The sequence below is a fragment of the Candidatus Auribacterota bacterium genome (genome assembly GCA_026392035.1).
Lineage (GTDB): Bacteria > Auribacterota > Tritonobacteria > UBA1439 > UBA1439 > JAPLCX01.
Genome location: JAPLCX010000012.1, coordinates 1 through 17,374 on the forward strand (window position 1 = coordinate 1; position 17,374 = coordinate 17,374).

The following is a 17,374-nucleotide window of genomic DNA, read 5'->3' on the forward strand; positions in this document are numbered from 1 at the left end:
TAGGTGAAAAACCCAGCTCCTATTATCTTGGGAGATACTGGACAAAAGCAAACAACGTGATTTATGCGAAAAATAAGGCCGTTTGTGGCGAATTGTGTTCGTTCTGACTGGTATAAGCATCACAAAATTCCGTCATGAGCCTAAATTAGAAGCTCACCCCCAAAGGTGCGCTACGGTAAAGGAGGGGAGCGGCTACTGTCTATTTTCCTTGTTCCATCTGAGGACAAAAGTTCCATTTAGTATCACTATGACTAAACCCCACACCGCTGCCAGGGGCCAGGTCGAGCCTCGCTTTCTCATGAACGATGGGAATACCCTGGTCATAAGGCGCGGGCGGTAGTTGGTGACAATGTGCCTGTGTCTGTAGAGCAGGCCGGGGTGACGGCAGCCGATGTAACCAAACAGGAGGCTCGCCGCCAGTAGGAGGCCGTACAGGGCTATGAAAGGGGTTCTGGGATTCCTCGACAGCGCATAGCAGAGCAGCGCCCCGAGCAGAGGCGCGGGCACCACCAGGTATCGCGGCGGCGGCGCAAATCCTCCCCACCAGAAGACGAAGTTTGCTCCCGGGAGATAGATGGCGAGCAGCACGAGCAAGAGCCATAGGCCGAGCTGCCGACGTTCCCGGATAAGGAGCAGCAGGCCCGTGAGCGAGAGTATATAGATGGGCGACCAGGTGAGTATGCCATGTCCCTCATCGAGTGCCAGGCCGAAGGCGCCGTCGAGCATGCCTTTGCTGAAGAATCCGCGGCGGGCAAAATCCTGGTAGACGTATCCCGCCGCGGGATTGAGCGTTCCGAACGCGAGGTACTGGTAGTAGGAAAAGAAGATGAGGGAAATGCAAAATGGGATGACAAAGACGATTGAGCGCCGCTCTCGTGTATCTCCTCCCCCTCCCGCCCCTTTCAGCAAGAGCCAGAGCAGAATGAGCGCGGGGAGGAAAAACCGGAATGAGAGCCAGGGGAGCGCCGCAATGGCAAGTGAAGACAGAAGATGAGACGGCGAGTCGGGGGATCGGAGAGACGGCGAATCGGCGAGTCGGCGAATCGGCGAAGCGTGACGAAAGGCATAGAGTATCAACAACGCCGCGGGCAGTTCCGGGTACACGAGGTTTGAGTAGAAAATGACCGGCGGTGTAAATACGACGGCCGCGGTGCACGCCAGTGCCGCCCACGGTTTCCCCGTGCGGGGATAAGCGGTTTCACCCTCCCCGGTGATCTCTGAACAAAAGAGATAGACGTTGACTGCGAGCAAAGCGGCGATGAGGTTCATGAAGAGACATACGGCGGTCCGGGGCGCGAGGGGGCCATGCAGGCCGAGCGCGTACGCGGGAGCAATCAATATCGCCAGGCCGGGTGTGTGAATGGAATAGATCTCTTTTTTTCCCCAGTCCTTACGCGCCCCGTGCTCATCGCATCGCTCCATGCCGAAGAACCGCCCGTCCTTATTGACGCGGTTGTTATAGAGATTGAAATCCCCATCTGTCACCAGGCTGTGCGCGAGGAGCATGTAGGAAGGCTCATCACCCGTGAGAAGATATGCCTGTGCCGGACCCTCGGCGCCGAGCCTCACGAGCCTGGAACGTGCCAGGGAAAAAGTGGCGAGGGAGAGGACAAAAACCGCCAGTGGGATTGCATTTTTATGTAATCTCATGATGCCCGGTAAATTACTACGTGGGGTTCGATGCATCCAATCCCTACAATCCAGGGGCTCATTGGGATTATACGTTAGATTACCCCACGAGATTGCCGCGTCGCCCGTCATGCGACACCGATGCATGCCGGACTCCTCGCAATGACAATCGCGGCGCCTCATTTTAACATACACGGTAGAGCCTTGGGATGGTAAAATGACCGCTTATGGAAAGAGTTAAAGCTGATTGCCGATTTCTGCGCTGGGACAGACCGTGCGCTCCACACAAGAAAGAGGGGGTGCACTGTGCGCAGTGCTCTTTCTACAAGCCGGTGAAGGAACGGGTATTGATTGTCAAGCTTGATGCGCTCGGGGACGTGCTGCGCACGACCTGTATCCTCCCCGCATTGAAGAAGAAGCGCGGGCGCTCCCAGCTCACCTGGATCACCATGCCTGATGCCGTCCCGCTCCTTGAGAGCAATCCCTTTATTGACAGGGTGATCGCCTATGGGGCGGATGCGCTGGGGACCCTCGGCGCCGAGAGGTTTGATCTCGTCCTCTGTCTCGATGCCGCTCCACGGAGCGCCGCGCTGGGGAGCCTCGCGAAGGGGAGGATCAAGAAAGGCTTCGGCCTGGATGCGTGTGGCCGGGTCTTCCCGTTCAATCTCGAGGCGAGGGAGTGGTTTCTGATGGGCCTTTTCGACGACATCAAGAAGAGAAACACGCGGACCTATCAGGAGATTGTGATGGAGATCTGCGGCCTCAAGGGATTGGACCAGGAGATTGTGCTGCGCCTGACAGATGCAGAAAAGGCGTTTGCCCGCCGCTTTGCAGAGCGCGCGGGACTGCCTGCTCAGGAGGTGAAGTCGGGGAAGGGGCATGCGGTCATCGGCGTCAACACCGGAAGCGGCAACCGCTGGCCGATGAAGCAGTGGCCCATCCCGCAGTGTGTGGATTTCATACGAGGCCTCCTCGCCGAGAAGAGATGGACGGTCCTGCTGTTCGGGGGAGAGGAGGAAACCGCGCGCAATGCACAGATCAAAGAGGGGGCGGGCGAGGGCCTGATCGACACCGGGTGCCGTAACAGCGTGAGGGAGTTCGTGTCCCTCGTTGACCTGTGCGACGTGCTGGTGACGAGTGATACCCTCGGCCTCCACGTGGCGCTCGGCCTGGGGAAGAAGGTCATCGGCCTCTTCGGCCCGACCTCTGCTGCGGAGATTGACGTGTACGGCCGCGGTGTGAAAATCGTGTCGGATGCGGACTGCACCTGCTGCTACCGCCGCACATGCGGCCGCACGCCGTCCTGTATGGGTATGATCAGCGCCGATATCGCTCGCGAAGCGGTCGGGAAAATCCTCGCGGGATAATGCGAGCGGGATCGCAGGTGGCCAGGATAGGGACTGTGCGCGCCGCTCTCTTATGACATGAAAACGATTGTCGTCATCCCCACCTACAACGAGGCTCAAAACATCATGCCCCTCCTCGCCGAGGTGCTGAAGCAGCCTGGGGACCTGGAGGCCCTTGTCGTGGATGATGATTCGCCCGACGGCACGTGGAAACTCGTTGAGGAAGCACAGGTGAAGAACCCCCGGGTGCACTTATTGCTTCGGAGGGAGAAGCGGGGGCGCGGGCTCGCGGGGCTCGATGGTTTCAAAAAGGCGCTCGCGATGGGCGCTGACCGCATTGTCGAGATGGACGCAGATTTTTCGCACGATCCCGCGTATCTCCCCGCGCTTCTGGAGGCATCTGAATCGGCCGACCTGGTCATCGGATCGCGTTACGTTCCCGGGGGAAGCGATGAGGAGCGGGGGCTCGCGCGCCGCGCGGTGAGTTCGCTCGCGCGGCAGTACCTGAAATGGATCCTCTGGATCCCGGTGTGTGATCCAACCTCGGGCTACCGCTGCTTCCGGCGGGAGGCGCTCTCCTCTCTGATGGCGGAGGAGATAAGGGCGAGCGACCCTTTTATTATTACCGAGATCCTGTTCCGCAGCAAACGCAAGGGTCTGAGTATCGCCGAGGTGCCGATCGTTTTCCGCGTGCGTCGGGCGGGCAGTTCAAAGCTCAACGCGCTCACACTGGTGAAGTATTGTTTTAAAGCCATGACATTGCGGCTCTCTGAATTCAAGAGGGGAGGGGGGAGTGCGGCGGCGTAGTATGGGCGCGATAATCGGGGTCATCGGGGCTTCGAGAGCGGACCGGAGGGCGGCACGGGATGCCTATGAGGTCGGCCGGCTGATCGCACGGAGGGGAGCGGTGCTGATCTGCGGGGGGCTCACCGGCGTCATGGAGGCGGCGGCGCGGGGCGCCAGAGAGGAAGGAGGGCTGACGATCGGCGTACTCCCGGGTGATGACCCCCGACATGCCAATCTGTATATCGATATCCCCATTGTCACCGGTATGGGGTATGCGCGGAACATCGTTATTGTGCGCAGCGCGCGCGCCGTTATCGCCATCGGCGGTTCGTATGGCACGCTCTCCGAAATCGCCTATGCCCTTAACCTGGGTGTTCCCCTCATCGGTCTGGGCACGTGGGATATCGCGAAAATCGACGCGAGTGAGACGAGGATGGTCATGGTAAAAACGCCGGAAGAGGCGGTGGAAGAAGCGATGAAGAAAATCCAAAATCCCAAATCCCAAATCCCAATATAGCGTTGATTGGCAAATCGTCATTACGTGCTATTATTCTGGTACGTGGAACATCGGCTTGGCGGGAGATGTAAATGAAGGTGAAGAAAATCCCAAATCCCAAATGCCAGCAGAGGTTAGGAAAGTGAAGAACGGCAAGGCGGCAAAAGGGACAAGTGAGTTCCTGCTCATTCGAGAGAACAAAGCGGTCTATGATATTAGGGAAAGGGCGTTTCTTTTTGCGAGGAGGATTCTTGAGATTGCCGAGATGCTGCCCGGCAATCCGACGTGCAACGCCATCAGGGTTCAGCTCATAAAAGCGGGTACTTCTGTGGGAGCAAATGTCGAGGAGGCAGACGGTTCGTTTACGAGACCCGGCTTCCGTAATAAGATAGTCATTGCTCGAAAAGAAGCAAGGGAGACAAATTATTGGCTGCGCCTCGTTGCCGGGAAGTACATTGATGAAGCCTTGCTCGCCCGTGACATCCAGGAGAGCAAAGAGATGATCAAGATATTTAGCTCGATCATCGCAAAGGTTAAAGCATGAACACCACCCCGATCCTTTTACGCGCGTATCTTTTTTCTTCTCTATGCATTATTGGGATTTGGGATTTGGGATTTGAATGCCATGCACAACGGATTGGTCGAAATAAAGATACGGAGCGTTGCCCCCACCGCGGGCGGGTTCGCGATCTTCCTGCAGAATGGCAAGAAGACATTCGTGATCTACGTGGACCAGGAGGTGGGCTCGGCAATCTACATGTTCATTGAGGGGGCGAAGAAGCCACGACCGCTCACCCATGATCTCATCGGCAATATCCTCAAGGGGCTCGAGGTGAGGGTGGACAGGGTGGTGATCAATGACCTGCGCGACAACACCTTTTTCGCGCGCCTGTTCCTCAGCGGCGAGGGAGAGGCGGGCAAGAGGATAGTGGAGATTGACGCCCGGCCGAGCGATTGCCTGGCGATCGCGCTGCAGCAGGGGGCGCGAATCTATGTCGCGCCCCATGTCCTCGATGCGGTCAACGACGTCGGTGATTTTTTCAAGGATAAGGGGGATGATGCGTGATTAGTATTGCGGATGGCCGGCGCGCGTCATCGCCTTGCTGAAGACACAGCCGCAGTAGTTCTGCCGGTAGAGACCGAGGGCGCGGCTCAGCCGGCAGCTTTCCCCATAGCCGTTCCCCTTCTTGAAATCGGCCTCGTGGAAGCGGAGGTGGTGACGCTCCCCCGCCTCCAGCCCGATGCGGTTGACGAGGGCCGCGTCTTTGTGGGGGCTGATGGTGAGCGTGGTCCCAAAGCATTCAAGGTGATGAGCAGCCGCGGCGCGGGCTGTCTCCTCGAGCCTCACGCGGAAACAGACGGCGCACCGCGCTCCTCCCTCTGGCTCGGCTTCGCATCCCTTGATGAGAGAGAACCAGGCGCCGGACTCATAGATCGAGGGGAGGAGGCGTATATTCTTGTCCCTGCAATGGCGTTCTGCTTCCGCGAGCCGGCGCCGGTATTCGCTCTCGGGATGGATGTTGGGGTTGTAAAAGTATCCGGTCACGTCACACGTGCCGGTGAGCAGGTTGAGCACATGCGTCGAGCATGGAGCGCAGCATATGTGGAGCAGGAGTTTCGGTTTATCCATCTTGACTGAGGCCTCGGGGCGTGCCTCTATTATAGCCCGGGGGCGAGCGTGGAACAATGGGTGTATGAGGAGGCTGGTAATGCCTCAGTCAGGCACTGACAATGATAGCCGGCTGTCATTGCGAGTCCCGAAAGCTTTCGGGACGCGGCAATCCCCCTCTGAAAGCCCTTTAAGTGAGATTGCTTCTCCCGCCAAGGCGGGATCGCAATGACAGCAGCGTGCGTATCAGTGCTTCACTGAGCGGTTACGGAGGCTGATATTTTAAATGCGGAAGGTGCTGATTGTAGGGGCGAGTGGCTTCCTCGGCTGGAATCTCGCAAAAAAGTTGCGCGGGGCGTACGAGGTGACGGGGACTTTCGGCAGGAATCCGGTCGAACGTGATGGATGCCGCATGGAGAAACTTGACCTCGCTTCAAAAAGCGACGCGGCCGCACTCGTGAGGAGGTGTTCCCCGGAGGTGATTCTCAACGCTGCCGCGCTCATTGACGTCGACCTGTGCGAGCGGGAGCGGGAGAGGGCGGCAGCGATCAACGCGGAGGGATCTCGGATTGTCGCGGAGCTGGCGGCTGAGGTCGGCGCCCGTTTGATATACTTTTCAACCGACATGGTATTTGACGGACGGAAGGGCATGTACAGTGAAGAGGAAGCGCCCCATCCCGTCAACTGGTACGGTGAAACGAAGCTCGCCGGGGAGACGTGGGCACGTGACTGTTGCCCTCGGGCGGTGATCGCGAGGCTCGCCCTCATGTACGGGGCGGGCAGCCGCGCGCACGGGTCGTTTTTCCAGTGGATGCTGCGGCGGCTCGAGAAGGGCGAACGCGTTAACCTGTTCACGGATCAGTTTCGCACGCCCACATTTGTCGGAGATGTCTGCCTGGCCGTGGAAAAAATGATCGAGCGCCCTGAGATCGCGGGGGTGTATCATCTCGCCGGGCCCGAGAGGATGAATCGCTATGAATTTGGGACTCGCCTCGTGGATGTGTTTCATTTTCCTCTACGGCTCCTTCGGCCAGTGCGCATGGAGGATTTAAGGAATCTTATGCCGAGGCCGAAGGACAATTCGCTCGATGGCCGCAGGGCGGAGCGCGAGCTCCAGATCAGGTTTAAGGGGGTGGTGGACGGGCTGCGGGCTGTTGCGGAAGAGATGAAAAATATAGAGTGGAGTTAGATGATGCGATATTTTCCGAGGAGACTGACCCCCATCCTTCTCTACCACCACCTGGGGAGCATCGGGCGCCTCTCCCGTTCGTACCTCGATCCGGAGGCCTTTGCGAAGCAGCTCCTCTACTGCAGGGAAGCTGGTTTTCGTGTGACTGATTTTGCGAGGGTCGTTGAGGATATTCGCGCGGGGCGAAAGCAGCCGGCCAAGACCGCGTCGATCACTTTTGATGACGGCTGGTATGACAATTACACACATGCCTTTCCGATACTCCAGCGCTGTGGATTCTCCGCCACAATCTTTCTCGTGTCCGGCCGGATAGGGTTGGAAGGCTACCTCGGGTGGAAGGAGATCCGGGAGATGGGGCGGGCGGGAATTCGATTCGGGGCTCATAGCGTGAGCCATCCCCGCCTCACGGAGATTCCGCTCCACGAGGCGCGCGGCGAGATAAGCGACTGCAAGAGGACGCTCGAAGACGGTCTCGGGGAGGAGGTCCCGCTCTTCTGCTATCCCTACGGGTTTCTCAACAGGGCTGTCAGGGACTTGGTTGAGGAGGCCGGCTATCGGGGGGCGTGCTGCAACGCCCCGGGGAGGCTCTGGCCTGACGGCGACCCCTTTGCCCTCAAGCGGGTGACGATGACCTACAGGATGAACAGAAGAATTGTTCTAGCTGCCTCTCTCTCAGGATATTACGTATTTTATAAGGAATTGCGTTCGGGGAATAAAGAATATATACTAGTAAACCCCAAATCGAAAATCCCAAATCCCAAAGAAAAATAAAATGATGGCAAGAAAAACGGTTAAGTCGCTCAAGGAAATTCGCCAGTACGAGCTCCTCAAAACGCGCGTCTGCGACCTCCCGCTGAAAATTGAAGGAGTTTTGCGAGACTGCATCCTTGAGCACTATAGAGAGCTCAAGAAAAGGAAGATCAGGTTCAGGCCGCGATTTTACCTCGGCTCGGACATCAGCGATGGCTGGGGATGCGTGAACGGGACGATCTGCGTAGAAATCCCCTTCTACCTCTCGACCCCTGAGTTGATGAAGCTCCACTACGACTACTATGGCGACGTCGAGGACGAAACCGAGATCATGAAGGTCCTCCGGCATGAGACCGGGCACGCAATCAACTACGCCTACAAGCTTCACGCGCGCAAAGACTGGAAATCCATGTTTGGCGATTTCTACAAGCGCTACCCAAAGACCTACGACACGAAGCCGTGGAGCAAGAAGCATGTCCGGCACCTCGATCCATTGTACGCGCAGCGGCACCCGGACGACGACTGGGCGGAATCATTCGCCGTCTGGCTCACGCCGGGCCTCAACTGGAGGAGGCGCTACAGCGGCTGGGCCGCAATAGAGAAACTCATCTACGTGGACATCGTCATGAGGCAGGTTGCGAGCCAGGCTCCGCTCGTGAGGAAGATCGGGTACGATGCTCCGGCGAAGAAGGACCGGCGGATGCTCGCCGAGCTCTACGACGTCGAACCGGTTTCGGCCCTGAGCGAGGAGGAGATGGAGGAGTATATAAAGGACCTGAGCCAGATATTCATCCGCAGGGTGCGCCGGAGGGAGTACCACGTGCCGGCAGCCGATTTCCTCAGGCGATTCAGGGAAGCAATCGTTGACGGCGTCGCCCACTGGATCATGCACTCAAACAAGAACTCGGTGAGGAAGATCATCCGGCGGCTGAAGGCCGTCTCCCGCAACTATGGCCTTGTGATGGTGAGATCTGAAGAGGCGGCGAAGCTCGCCGAGGTGACCGCGCTCGTGACCTGGTACGTCATCAGCGACATCTACGACCTGGATTGATCACTCTCCGACCTGATCTGGAGGGCAACCTGCCCTGCGCGGCCGGGAATCTCGCCCATCCTGAGCTCACAGTGCGGGACGCGGGCCGGATCGGCGAGTGAGGCGTCAGCGATCTCGCACAGGCGCACGAACGTGACACCTTTCCCGGCAAGTTCGCCCAGCAATTGATCACACCATTCGGCCCACGCCATGCCCTCGGCTTCAGCATGTATCGTGAGAACGTTCGATGGGGCAGCCATAATCCTTCCAACATAGTGGCACGCAAGGTCATCCTCGCTGCGGCATCCGCCTGAGCCGAGGAGTTCATCCAATGTGGAGAGCGTGGTGGGGATCTGGAGATGGGAGTACGAGCGGCCCTCCATTACGGGGAAGAAGGGGCATTCACCACGGCTGTCGCTGTGGTACCGCATCGGAAGGCCATCCTGTATCGCGAGCTGGTGAGGGGAGCAGGTCCACCCGGGCGCCGCGGAACTTCCCGGTTTGCGTCCCGTGATCTCTTGGTAAGCGTCGCACGCCTTCCGGATCTCTTCCCGCGTTTCTTCGTAGCTCATGCGAGGAAGGCGGTCATGCCACCTCACATGGTCGTAGCCGTGGATGCCGACCTCGTGGCCGTGCTCGATGAGCGCACGGAAAATATCGGGGAATGATCGAGCGATCTGCCTGGCCGGGAGGAGCGTGCCGGAGAGCGCGGTCCGGATGCCGTACATTCCGACGGCGTTGGAGCGCAGCATCTTTTTAAGAAACCCGCGCCTCGTGAAGAAGCGAAAGATCGCCTTCCCTGAGTTGTCCGGCCCCATTGAGATGAAAAAGCTCGCCCGGATACCATGCGCAGAGAAGATGCGGATGAGACGCGGCACGCCTTCCTTCATACCGCGGTGCGTATCGACGTCAACTTTGATTCCCAGTGTCGACATTTCCGTTACCATCCCTCCGACTGAGATAAGCGACGTAGATTGCCAATCGCCTGCGCGTTGCGCTGGCAACCGCACCGTTCAAAGCGGCTTTCTCAGAAGACAGCAAATTTCCTCTTCAATGAGATAGCGATTGTCGAGGCGTCCTTTATTCTCCCACTCGATTCCAAGATCGATAGTGCGTATCGCCTGGAGGAACATCCGCTTGTTCATTGATCTGCAATCCGGTGGAGAAGGAGTTTTGTCTTTGACGAGATATTTATGTATGAGTAGATCAATGAACTCAACAAAGGGAAACGTGTACTCCCGTTTCAGTTCGGCGGGTTTCTTTCTCTGGGGATCGAATATTGATTTTTCCCAAAAGAAGTAGGCCAGCTTGCAGCAGCAATTGCCCACGCGCTTCATTTTTATGACTTCATACCCCGGGAACAATGAGGTAAGCCCATCAGGGGTATATCCCAGCCGCACATGGCCTATATCCCTCATCCACTGGCGCACATCGCCTTGCTCTGGAGGAGTGAGCGTGCTGAAATCATAGTCGTGCTCACAGCTCGGCACACTGATATGCACGAATCCGCCAGGACTGAGCATGCTGTCTGCGTTCGCGGCAAACCGTCTGTCATTTTCTATATGCTCCAAGACATCAGAAACGATAACTAAATCAAATGTTTTTTGATCAACTGTTCCCGCAAGGTCTTTTGTGGAGAAACGCACATTGGGGAGCTCACGTTTTATCCTCAAATATTCCGCGTGATCGAGTGCGCCCTGATTTATATCTATGCCGACGATTTCTAATGCCGGATTATACCGGGCAAGGTAGATGCATTTCGCTCCGCTCCCGCAACCCGCATCAAGCACTGAGCTAACGGATGCCTTGATCGCCTCAAAGTCGATGAGGCAGCGCTTCAGCCTGTAGTAGCCGGGTATGTCAGTGCCTTCGGAAAAAAGCTCGTAGAGAAATTCTTCGTGTGCGCTGGCATTCATTGGCGTTTTTTAACGTGGAGCATGCGCTTCGAGTACCAGATATCTGAGAGAGTGAACTCGCGATGGTCGATTACGATCAGGGCTGGCGGAAGACAAATGGCGCTCCCTTTGTGAATGACCGGGGTTTCAATCCGATTAAGAACTACTGCGCGAAGGCCTTGAACCATTCCCACGTCTGACGCAGCCCCTCCTCGAGAGATGTCTCCGCCCTGACGCCGAGGATGCGGTTCATCTTCCCGACCTTCGGCACGCGCCGCTGGATATCCTCGTAGCTCTCCCCGTAGATGGACTCTTTCGTGACGAACTTGACCTTGGATTTCGCACCGGAGACCTTGATCATCAGTTCAGCGAGCTCCTTGATCGTGGTCTCGACGTCCGTTCCGATGTTGAATATCTCGCCCTCAGCCTCGGGCTTCAGGCCCGCCGCGACGGTTGCCCTTATCGCATCGTCAATGTAGGTAAAACAACGGGTTTGGCTCCCGTCTCCGATAACGGTGACAGGCTCATTCCTCAAGAGCTGGCCGATGAAAATGGTGAGCACCCGGCCCACGTCTATCTTGTCCAGCCTCGGGCCATAGACGTTGAAGTAGCGCACGATCACCACCGGCAAGCCCATTTTCCTGTATGCGTGGCAGAAGTGTTCGCCGACTCCCTTGGAGGTCGAGTAGCACCAGCGGTCAATCCGGGTGGAGCCGAGCACCCGGTCGTCGTCCTCATCCCACGGGACCCTGGGATTCCGTCCGTACACCTCCGAGGTGGAAGTGAAGACGACCTTTTTATTGTGCTTGTGCGCCAGGCGCAGCACGTTCTGGGTGCCGTTGATGTTCACGTTGAGGACGGCGTACGGATCGGCGACGTAGTGTTCGACGCCGACCACGGCCGCCATGTGGTAGATGAGATCGCACTTGATGATGAGGGACTCGAGCATCTCGAGGTTGAAGATCGTGTCGTGTATATAGTGGAACTTTGCGTTCTCGAGCAGGTGTTTGATCTTGAAGCTCGAGCCGGTATCGAGAATGGAGACCTCGTGCCGCTCATTGAGAAAGGCATCAGCCAGATGCGAGCCGAGGAATCCGGCTCCCCCGGTAATCAATACTTTCATCAGTCAGTCCTCCGTTGATTGAGTGGTGAATAATCCACACGGGAATGCGCATGAGAGCCGCGAATACAGCGCCTATTCTATCTCAAGAAGGCTCCAGGAGCAAGGGCGCTTCCCCGTGGGAGCGTTTCCGCGTCGATCTCGCCTTCTCCTTCCCATTGGATTTTTTTGAGACGCAGGATCCCTTTCCCGGTTGCCACCACGATCCCCTCGCCGGCGCGCAGGGCGATGATCTCTCCCGGTTTCGAATCTTCAGTAGGAGCCTCCTCGTCCGGCTCCGCCCACCAGATGAAGAGCTTCCGCCCTCCCGCCTCCGTGAACGCGCCAGGATACGGATGCGTCACGGCACGCACGAGGTTGTAGATCTCAGTCGCTCGCCGCGACCAGTCGATCCGGCCGTCCTTTGCCGTGCGGCCGCCGAAATAGGATGCCTGCCGCTGCTCCTGCGGCAGCTCTCGGATCTCGCTTGTGAGCATCTTCGGGTAGATGTCGGCGATGAGTTCAGCGGCGGCTACGGTCATCTTTTCGAAAAGGGTCAGGGCGGTATCTTTGAAATCTATGGGCACGACCCGCTGGGCCAGAATGGCGCCGCGGTCAGGCTTGAGTTCCATCCGGTGGAGCGTCACACCGGTTTCCTTCTCGCCGTGCACGAGCACCCAGTTGATGGGGCACCGGCCGCGGTAGCGGGGGAGGAGGGAGCCATGCAGGTTGAATGCCCCGATGCGCGGGATCTCCAGCAGCTCCTTCCCGAGGACCTGCCTGAAGTAGAACGAGAATATCATGTCCGGGGCGATGCGCCTGACGGCCGCGACCATCTCGGGCGAGTTGGCGTCGGGAGGCTGGTACACGGGGATACAGTGCTCGAAGGCGAGGTCGCGCACCGACCTGAACCATATGTTTTCACGGGGATTGTCCGCGTGGGTCACCACGGCCGTGATGTCGGCTCCAATTTCGATGAGCTTCTGGAGGCACGCATAGCCGATATTGTGGTAACCCATTACAATGATTTTCATTATAACAACAGGTTCTCTTCCGTTTTGTGTGGGTAAATCACGTAAATCCCTCCCCCTCTGACGGGGGAGGTTAGGTGGGGGTGTGAACTACAGTTTCTGGTGGCTAGTTTCTGGTTACTAGTAACGAGCAACGAGAAACCAGGAACTGTTTTTATCGCCCTCACCCCACCCTCTCCCTCCTGGGGGAGAGGGGATAACAACAAAAAAGCGTTGCGAATGTTAGTTTCCATAATTGGGTGAGCTCACATATCATGGATTGCTTTACAAAATCAAACCCACACAGCTTGGAAGAGAACCTAACAACATAACTCCTGCCGCGGATTTTCGCGGATTCTCACGGATGGAAACAGTTCCATCCCTTAATAGAGTTGCTTTAGCATAAATCAGTGTTTATCCGTGTCGATCCGTGGCTAACTTTGATCAGCGGTTGGCGATGAGGACGAGATCCATATCCCGGTAGCGGGACCTGCCCACCACCTTCACCGATTGCGGCAGCCGACCCTTCGATCCTTCATACGCGTCAGCTTCCATGAGGCAGAGCACGCGCCCTTCGGCTCGTAGATAATCTAACAGTTCGCACTCGCGGTCAATATAAATCACCGGCCGGCCCATGAAGAATCCGAGGGCGAGCCTCCTGCTGAAAATCCCGTATGTTGCGAGCGGGCGGCCGCCCACCGCGGGAGAGAGCTCCTTGGCGAGGCGCTGGTGCTCGTCCCGTTTCGCGTCGCGCGCGGGCAGGATCATCAGGTAGCATCCCCAGCCGATGGTGAAGGCAGTGACAATAGTAATGAATGCGGCACGCCATTTCCGTGCATCTATCACCCTGTCCCACAGATCAGCCACCAGCAGCGCCGCTGCGGGATAGAGCGGGAGGGCGTAGCGGGAGTGCTTCCCGCTGCTGATCGTGAGGAAAGCGAGCAGGCTCAGGAACCAGACAGCGGGATAACGGCGGTCGCGCGCGGCTCCGCTGCCCCCAGGCACACGAGGAAGGAACAGGCAGAGAATCAGAAACGGGCTCCAGGGCAAAAAATTGGAAAGGAGCGCGGGGCCGTAGAACCAGAACGGCTCGTAGTGGTCGAAGCCGCTGGTGAAGCGCAGGAGATTTTCTTTGTAGACGTACATCTCGTAGAAGAAACGCCGCCCCTCGGGCCCGATCCTCGCGAGGTAGGGAATATACCAGGCAGCCTGCATCCCGATGACGATGAGGATGCCCCAGGGGATCAGCATGGAGCGGAGGAGCCTCAGCCTGCGATCCACGGCGAGATAGACGAGGGAGACGAGTGCCGGGAAGACGATGCCGAGAGGCCCCTTGGTGAGTGCGGCCAGACCGATTGCGAGGTAGGCGAGGATGAACGGCTGCCCGCGCGTCCCCCCCGCGCTGAATCCCCGGTACAAAAAGCAGAGCGAGAGCGTCACGAAGAAGGTGAACAGCATGTCCACCATACAGGTCCGCGCCTCCCATGCGAATGCGTACGTCGTGCAGAGGATGAAGCCGGCGAGGAGCCCCGTTCTGCGGTTGAACAGCGTTTTCCCGAGCGATACCGTGAGGAATGTGCAGCCGAGCGCCGCGAGGGCCGACGGAAGCCGCGAGAAAAAGGGGGTGATCACGCCGGCGACCCGCGAGAGGCCGGCAACCGCCCATATGAAGAGGATGGGCTTTTCCGTGAAGATGACGGTGTTGAAGCGGGGCACGATCCAATCGCCCGAGCGGAGCATCTCCCAGGCGATCTCAACGTACCAGATGGTGTCTTTGTTTTCGAATCCGCGCCCGCCGAGGCGGAAGAAAAAAATGAAGAGGGCGGCGAGGATGAGGAGGAGCGACGGCAGCCTGCTGGAACGCTGCGGCACAGTAAGGTCCGGCTTCATGGAATGTCCTCTCTCGATAAGAAGGTGCGTGCTTTGGAAAATGAACAGAGCTATGTAGGGGTTCGATCCTTCGGCTACGCTCAGGACAAGTTTCCCGCCTATGGCGGGCAAGTATCGAACTTGCCATGTAACATACGTGGCCCGGGCGCGATAAAACTTGTCCTGAGCGTAGCCGAAGGATCGCGCCCCTACCACACAAATAGATCAGATGGGTCAGAGAAATCAGGTGCAGCCGATTGTCAGGAGCTGATCCTCTTGATGACGTATCGGGGACGGTTCCTCACCTCGGCGTAGATGCGCCCGATGTATTCGCCGATGAGTCCCATGGCGAGGAGCTGGATCCCGACGAACACGAAGAGGAGGGCAAAGAGGGTGAAGACCCCTTCGACCTCGGGCCCTTGGAATATGCGTCGGATGAAGAGGAAGAGGCCGAAGGCCATCCCCAGGAGCGCAATGATGATCCCGAGCGCGCTGATGAGCTGGATCGGGAAGAGCGAGAATCCCGTGACGAGGTCGAAGTTGAGCTTGAGCAGTCGGCTGAGGTTGTACTTGGACTTGCCTCGTCTCCGCTCCTCGTGGGCGACCTCGATCTCGGTGACGGAGCGCGCGAAGGAAGTTGCGAGCGTCGGGATGAAGCTGGAGATCTCGTTGCAGCGCACGATCTGATCCACCACCATGCGACGGTAGGCCCGCAGCATGCAGCCGTAATCTTTCAGGCGAACGCCCGTGGCGCGCGCGATGAAGCGGTTCACGAGCCAGGAGGGAACCTTCCTGAGGATTGAGTCGCGCCGGTGCCCTCGCAGCCCCCCCACGATATCGTATCCTTCCTCGATTTTCGAAATCAGCCTGGGTATCTCCTCGGGCGGGTTCTGCAGATCGGCGTCCAGCGTGACGACGATTTCGCCCCGCGAGTGCTCGAAGCCGGCAAAGACGGCGGCGTGCTGGCCGTAGTTGCGGTTGAACTCGATGAGCCTGGTTCGTGGATCCTGCCCGGCGAGGCCGTTGATGATCTCCACCGAGCGGTCCGAGCTCCCATCGTCTACGAAAACAAGTTCATAGCTCCTGCCGAGCCTTTCCATCGTTTCCGCGAGCCTGCGGTGGAGCGAGGGGATATTCTCTTCCTCGTTGTACACTGGTACCACTACGGAGATGTCAACGGATCCCGCGGGTGAATCTGCGCCGCGAGACGTGCGATCCCGCACTGATGCCGTTCCGCTGTTTTCCATAGGGTGTTACCTCTTGTTTCGCGAGGCGATCTCTCTGACAGCAGAAGCGGCGTCGCGGACGTCCGCTTCGCTCATTCCCGGGTAGAGCGGGAGCGAGAAGATCCTGTCGGATACGAATTCGGTCCTTGGCAGCGTGCCGCGCGCGCAGCCGAATGTGCGCTGGTAGTACGGCTGGAGGTGAATGGCGGGAAAGTGCAGGCCTATGCCGATGTTGGCCTCGAGCATCTCGGCCATGAACCGGTCCCTGTCTATCGAGAGGTGGTCAATATCGGCGAGGATGACGTACAGGTGCCAGGCGTGACGGGTGCCTTTTGGCAAAGGGAATTCAGGGAGCATGATCCCCTCAGTGTTTCTGAGAAGCTCGGAGTAGAGCCCCGCATAGCGGGTCCGCTGCTCGATGAAGCGATCGAGCTTTTTTATCTGGTGGATGCCGAGGGCTGCCTGGAGGTCCGTGAGGTTGTATTTGAAGCCGGGGAAGAGAATCTCGTACTGGGGAATCTCCTTTGCCCCATATCGCTTCCATGCGTCTTTCTGTATCCCATGGAACTTGAGCAACCGCACCTTCTCCGCGAATGCGGCATTGTCGGTGACGAGCATTCCCCCCTCGCCGGTGGTGATATTCTTGATCGGGTGGAAGCTGAAGACGGTGATGTTGCCGATGGAGCCGATCCGCCGTCCCTTGTACTCGGTGCCGATCGCGTGCGCGGCGTCCTCGATGACGATGAGGTTGTGCCGCCGGGCGATCTCGATGATCCTGTCCATGTCACAGGGATAGCCCGCGAAGTGCACCGGCATGAGGGCCTTGGTCCTTGGGGTGATCGCTGTCTCGATCAGGTCGGGTCTGATATTGAGGTCATCGCCGATATCAACGAAGACGGGCCGCGCCCCCACGAGCGTGATCACATTGGCGGTGGCGGCAAATGTCATCGAGGTGGTGATGACCTCGTCTCCGCTGCCGATGCCGGCGGCGAGCAGCGCCAGGTGGAGGCCCGCGGTGGCGGAGGTCAGCGCGATGGCGTGTTGCGCGCCGACGTACTGCTTCACGTCCTCTTCAAACTGGTGGCATTTTGGCCCGGTGGTGATCCAGCCGGACTTTATCGAGTGCACGACCTCACCGATCTCCTCATCTCCAAGCGAGGGTCGTGAAAAGGGAAGCATCTCCTTGCGCGTGCGGTTGAGCTTGGTGTGAATGGTTTTGCCCAGGCGCATCTGATAATACTCCTCCTTTGAAGAGCCCATTATAGTCGCTTGGCTTGAGAGAATCAAGGGGGCGCATTGCCTCATAATAAAAGTACTCCAAATGGATTCGTTGACTCAAAAGTAAAAGGTACTCGAAAATGTGGTGACATATCTCCTAACAAGCTGGTATATCGTTTGTTAGGAGGTGGAGATGATGCCTGGGCTAGACATGAGAACACG

17 protein-coding genes are annotated in these 17,374 nt (G+C 58.0%); 8 read left to right on the top strand and 9 right to left on the bottom strand.

Translation table 11 applies throughout. The features are described 5' to 3' along the window. Positions 1 to 192: 192 nt before the first annotated feature. Positions 193 to 1,650 (bottom strand): hypothetical protein, encoded by a 1,458-nt coding sequence (locus NTX71_00765; protein MCX6338437.1) that lies wholly within the window; start codon positions 1,648 to 1,650, stop codon positions 193 to 195. Between the two features lie 206 nt (positions 1,651 to 1,856). On the opposite strand from NTX71_00765, the gene NTX71_00770 reads away from it, so the two are divergent. The 5 genes from NTX71_00770 to NTX71_00790 all read left to right on the top strand — a co-directional run bounded on the left by NTX71_00770 (position 1,857) and on the right by NTX71_00790 (position 5,323). Then, positions 1,857 to 2,996: a glycosyltransferase family 9 protein gene (locus NTX71_00770; GenBank protein ID MCX6338438.1), complete on the top strand. Its 1,140-nt coding sequence runs from the start codon at positions 1,857 to 1,859 to the stop codon at positions 2,994 to 2,996. 57 nt (positions 2,997 to 3,053) lie between these two features. Then, positions 3,054 to 3,782, top strand: a complete 729-nt coding sequence (locus tag NTX71_00775) for a polyprenol monophosphomannose synthase (protein ID MCX6338439.1) — start codon at positions 3,054 to 3,056, stop codon at positions 3,780 to 3,782. 1 nt (position 3,783) lies between these two features. Further along, positions 3,784 to 4,278, top strand: coding sequence for a TIGR00725 family protein (locus tag NTX71_00780; GenBank protein MCX6338440.1), 495 nt, complete (start codon positions 3,784 to 3,786; stop codon positions 4,276 to 4,278). 121 nt (positions 4,279 to 4,399) lie between these two features. Continuing rightward, a complete protein-coding gene (locus NTX71_00785; GenBank protein ID MCX6338441.1) occupies positions 4,400 to 4,801 on the top strand; it encodes a four helix bundle protein in 402 nt (133 codons plus the stop codon). Positions 4,802 to 4,882: 81 nt separating this feature from the next. Continuing rightward, complete coding sequence (locus NTX71_00790; GenBank protein ID MCX6338442.1) at positions 4,883 to 5,323, top strand: bifunctional nuclease family protein; 441 nt, start codon at positions 4,883 to 4,885, stop codon at positions 5,321 to 5,323. Here the strand turns inward: NTX71_00790 and NTX71_00795 are convergent, their stop codons facing one another. After that, on the bottom strand, positions 5,324 to 5,887 hold the full coding sequence (locus NTX71_00795; GenBank protein MCX6338443.1) for an epoxyqueuosine reductase QueH: 564 nt from the start codon (positions 5,885 to 5,887) through the stop codon (positions 5,324 to 5,326). 265 nt (positions 5,888 to 6,152) lie between these two features. Here NTX71_00795 and rfbD point away from each other — a divergent pair, with 265 nt between their 5' ends. From rfbD to NTX71_00810, 3 genes are read left to right on the top strand one after another with little or no spacing between them, the layout of a single operon-like run. Further along, the gene (gene rfbD, locus NTX71_00800) at positions 6,153 to 7,055 is read left to right on the top strand and encodes a dTDP-4-dehydrorhamnose reductase (protein MCX6338444.1); all 903 of its coding nucleotides are present in this window, start codon (positions 6,153 to 6,155) and stop codon (positions 7,053 to 7,055) included. Then, entirely contained in the window at positions 7,056 to 7,826 is a 771-nt protein-coding gene (locus tag NTX71_00805; protein MCX6338445.1) for a polysaccharide deacetylase family protein, read from the top strand. Position 7,827: 1 nt separating this feature from the next. Further along, positions 7,828 to 8,856 (top strand): hypothetical protein, encoded by a 1,029-nt coding sequence (locus NTX71_00810; protein ID MCX6338446.1) that lies wholly within the window; start codon positions 7,828 to 7,830, stop codon positions 8,854 to 8,856. Here the strand turns inward: NTX71_00810 and NTX71_00815 are convergent. The 7 genes from NTX71_00815 to NTX71_00845 form a co-directional block, all read right to left on the bottom strand. After that, positions 8,841 to 9,770 carry a polysaccharide deacetylase family protein gene (locus tag NTX71_00815; protein ID MCX6338447.1) on the bottom strand — a complete coding sequence of 310 codons (930 nt, stop codon included), beginning with the start codon at positions 9,768 to 9,770 and terminating at the stop codon, positions 8,841 to 8,843. The two genes, NTX71_00810 and NTX71_00815, sit on opposite strands and share 16 nt — an antisense overlap. Before the next feature lie 78 nt (positions 9,771 to 9,848). Continuing rightward, the gene (locus NTX71_00820) at positions 9,849 to 10,751 is read right to left on the bottom strand and encodes a class I SAM-dependent methyltransferase (GenBank protein MCX6338448.1); all 903 of its coding nucleotides are present in this window, start codon (positions 10,749 to 10,751) and stop codon (positions 9,849 to 9,851) included. Between the two features lie 142 nt (positions 10,752 to 10,893). After that, positions 10,894 to 11,853 (bottom strand): NAD-dependent epimerase/dehydratase family protein, encoded by a 960-nt coding sequence (locus NTX71_00825; protein ID MCX6338449.1) that lies wholly within the window; start codon positions 11,851 to 11,853, stop codon positions 10,894 to 10,896. A 77-nt stretch (positions 11,854 to 11,930) separates the two neighbouring features. Continuing rightward, positions 11,931 to 12,863 (bottom strand): formyltransferase, encoded by a 933-nt coding sequence (locus NTX71_00830; GenBank protein ID MCX6338450.1) that lies wholly within the window; start codon positions 12,861 to 12,863, stop codon positions 11,931 to 11,933. Between the two features lie 420 nt (positions 12,864 to 13,283). Further along, a complete protein-coding gene (locus NTX71_00835; GenBank protein MCX6338451.1) occupies positions 13,284 to 14,729 on the bottom strand; it encodes a glycosyltransferase family 39 protein in 1,446 nt (481 codons plus the stop codon). 239 nt (positions 14,730 to 14,968) lie between these two features. After that, the gene (locus NTX71_00840) at positions 14,969 to 15,955 is read right to left on the bottom strand and encodes a glycosyltransferase (GenBank protein MCX6338452.1); all 987 of its coding nucleotides are present in this window, start codon (positions 15,953 to 15,955) and stop codon (positions 14,969 to 14,971) included. Positions 15,956 to 15,961: 6 nt separating this feature from the next. Beyond that, positions 15,962 to 17,194, bottom strand: a complete 1,233-nt coding sequence (locus tag NTX71_00845; GenBank protein ID MCX6338453.1) for an aminotransferase class V-fold PLP-dependent enzyme — start codon at positions 17,192 to 17,194, stop codon at positions 15,962 to 15,964. Positions 17,195 to 17,374: the final 180 nt, after the last annotated feature.

Excerpts from the sequence above, each read along its gene's own strand:
- NTX71_00765 (MCX6338437.1), bottom strand. The coding sequence starts at position 1,650 with ATGAGATTACATAAAAATGCAATCCCACTGGCGGTTTTTGTCCTCTCC.
- NTX71_00770 (MCX6338438.1), top strand. The coding sequence starts at position 1,857 with ATGGAAAGAGTTAAAGCTGATTGCCGATTTCTGCGCTGGGACAGACCG.
- NTX71_00775 (MCX6338439.1), top strand. The coding sequence starts at position 3,054 with ATGAAAACGATTGTCGTCATCCCCACCTACAACGAGGCTCAAAACATC.
- NTX71_00780 (MCX6338440.1), top strand. The coding sequence starts at position 3,784 with ATGGGCGCGATAATCGGGGTCATCGGGGCTTCGAGAGCGGACCGGAGG.
- NTX71_00790 (MCX6338442.1), top strand. The coding sequence starts at position 4,883 with ATGCACAACGGATTGGTCGAAATAAAGATACGGAGCGTTGCCCCCACC.
- NTX71_00795 (MCX6338443.1), bottom strand. The coding sequence starts at position 5,887 with ATGGATAAACCGAAACTCCTGCTCCACATATGCTGCGCTCCATGCTCG.
- rfbD (MCX6338444.1), top strand. The coding sequence starts at position 6,153 with ATGCGGAAGGTGCTGATTGTAGGGGCGAGTGGCTTCCTCGGCTGGAAT.
- NTX71_00805 (MCX6338445.1), top strand. The coding sequence starts at position 7,056 with ATGATGCGATATTTTCCGAGGAGACTGACCCCCATCCTTCTCTACCAC.
- NTX71_00810 (MCX6338446.1), top strand. The coding sequence starts at position 7,828 with ATGATGGCAAGAAAAACGGTTAAGTCGCTCAAGGAAATTCGCCAGTAC.
- NTX71_00815 (MCX6338447.1), bottom strand. The coding sequence starts at position 9,770 with ATGTCGACACTGGGAATCAAAGTTGACGTCGATACGCACCGCGGTATG.
- NTX71_00820 (MCX6338448.1), bottom strand. The coding sequence starts at position 10,751 with ATGAATGCCAGCGCACACGAAGAATTTCTCTACGAGCTTTTTTCCGAA.
- NTX71_00825 (MCX6338449.1), bottom strand. The coding sequence starts at position 11,853 with ATGAAAGTATTGATTACCGGGGGAGCCGGATTCCTCGGCTCGCATCTG.
- NTX71_00830 (MCX6338450.1), bottom strand. The coding sequence starts at position 12,863 with ATGAAAATCATTGTAATGGGTTACCACAATATCGGCTATGCGTGCCTC.
- NTX71_00835 (MCX6338451.1), bottom strand. The coding sequence starts at position 14,729 with ATGAAGCCGGACCTTACTGTGCCGCAGCGTTCCAGCAGGCTGCCGTCG.
- NTX71_00840 (MCX6338452.1), bottom strand. The coding sequence starts at position 15,955 with ATGGAAAACAGCGGAACGGCATCAGTGCGGGATCGCACGTCTCGCGGC.
- NTX71_00845 (MCX6338453.1), bottom strand. The coding sequence starts at position 17,194 with ATGGGCTCTTCAAAGGAGGAGTATTATCAGATGCGCCTGGGCAAAACC.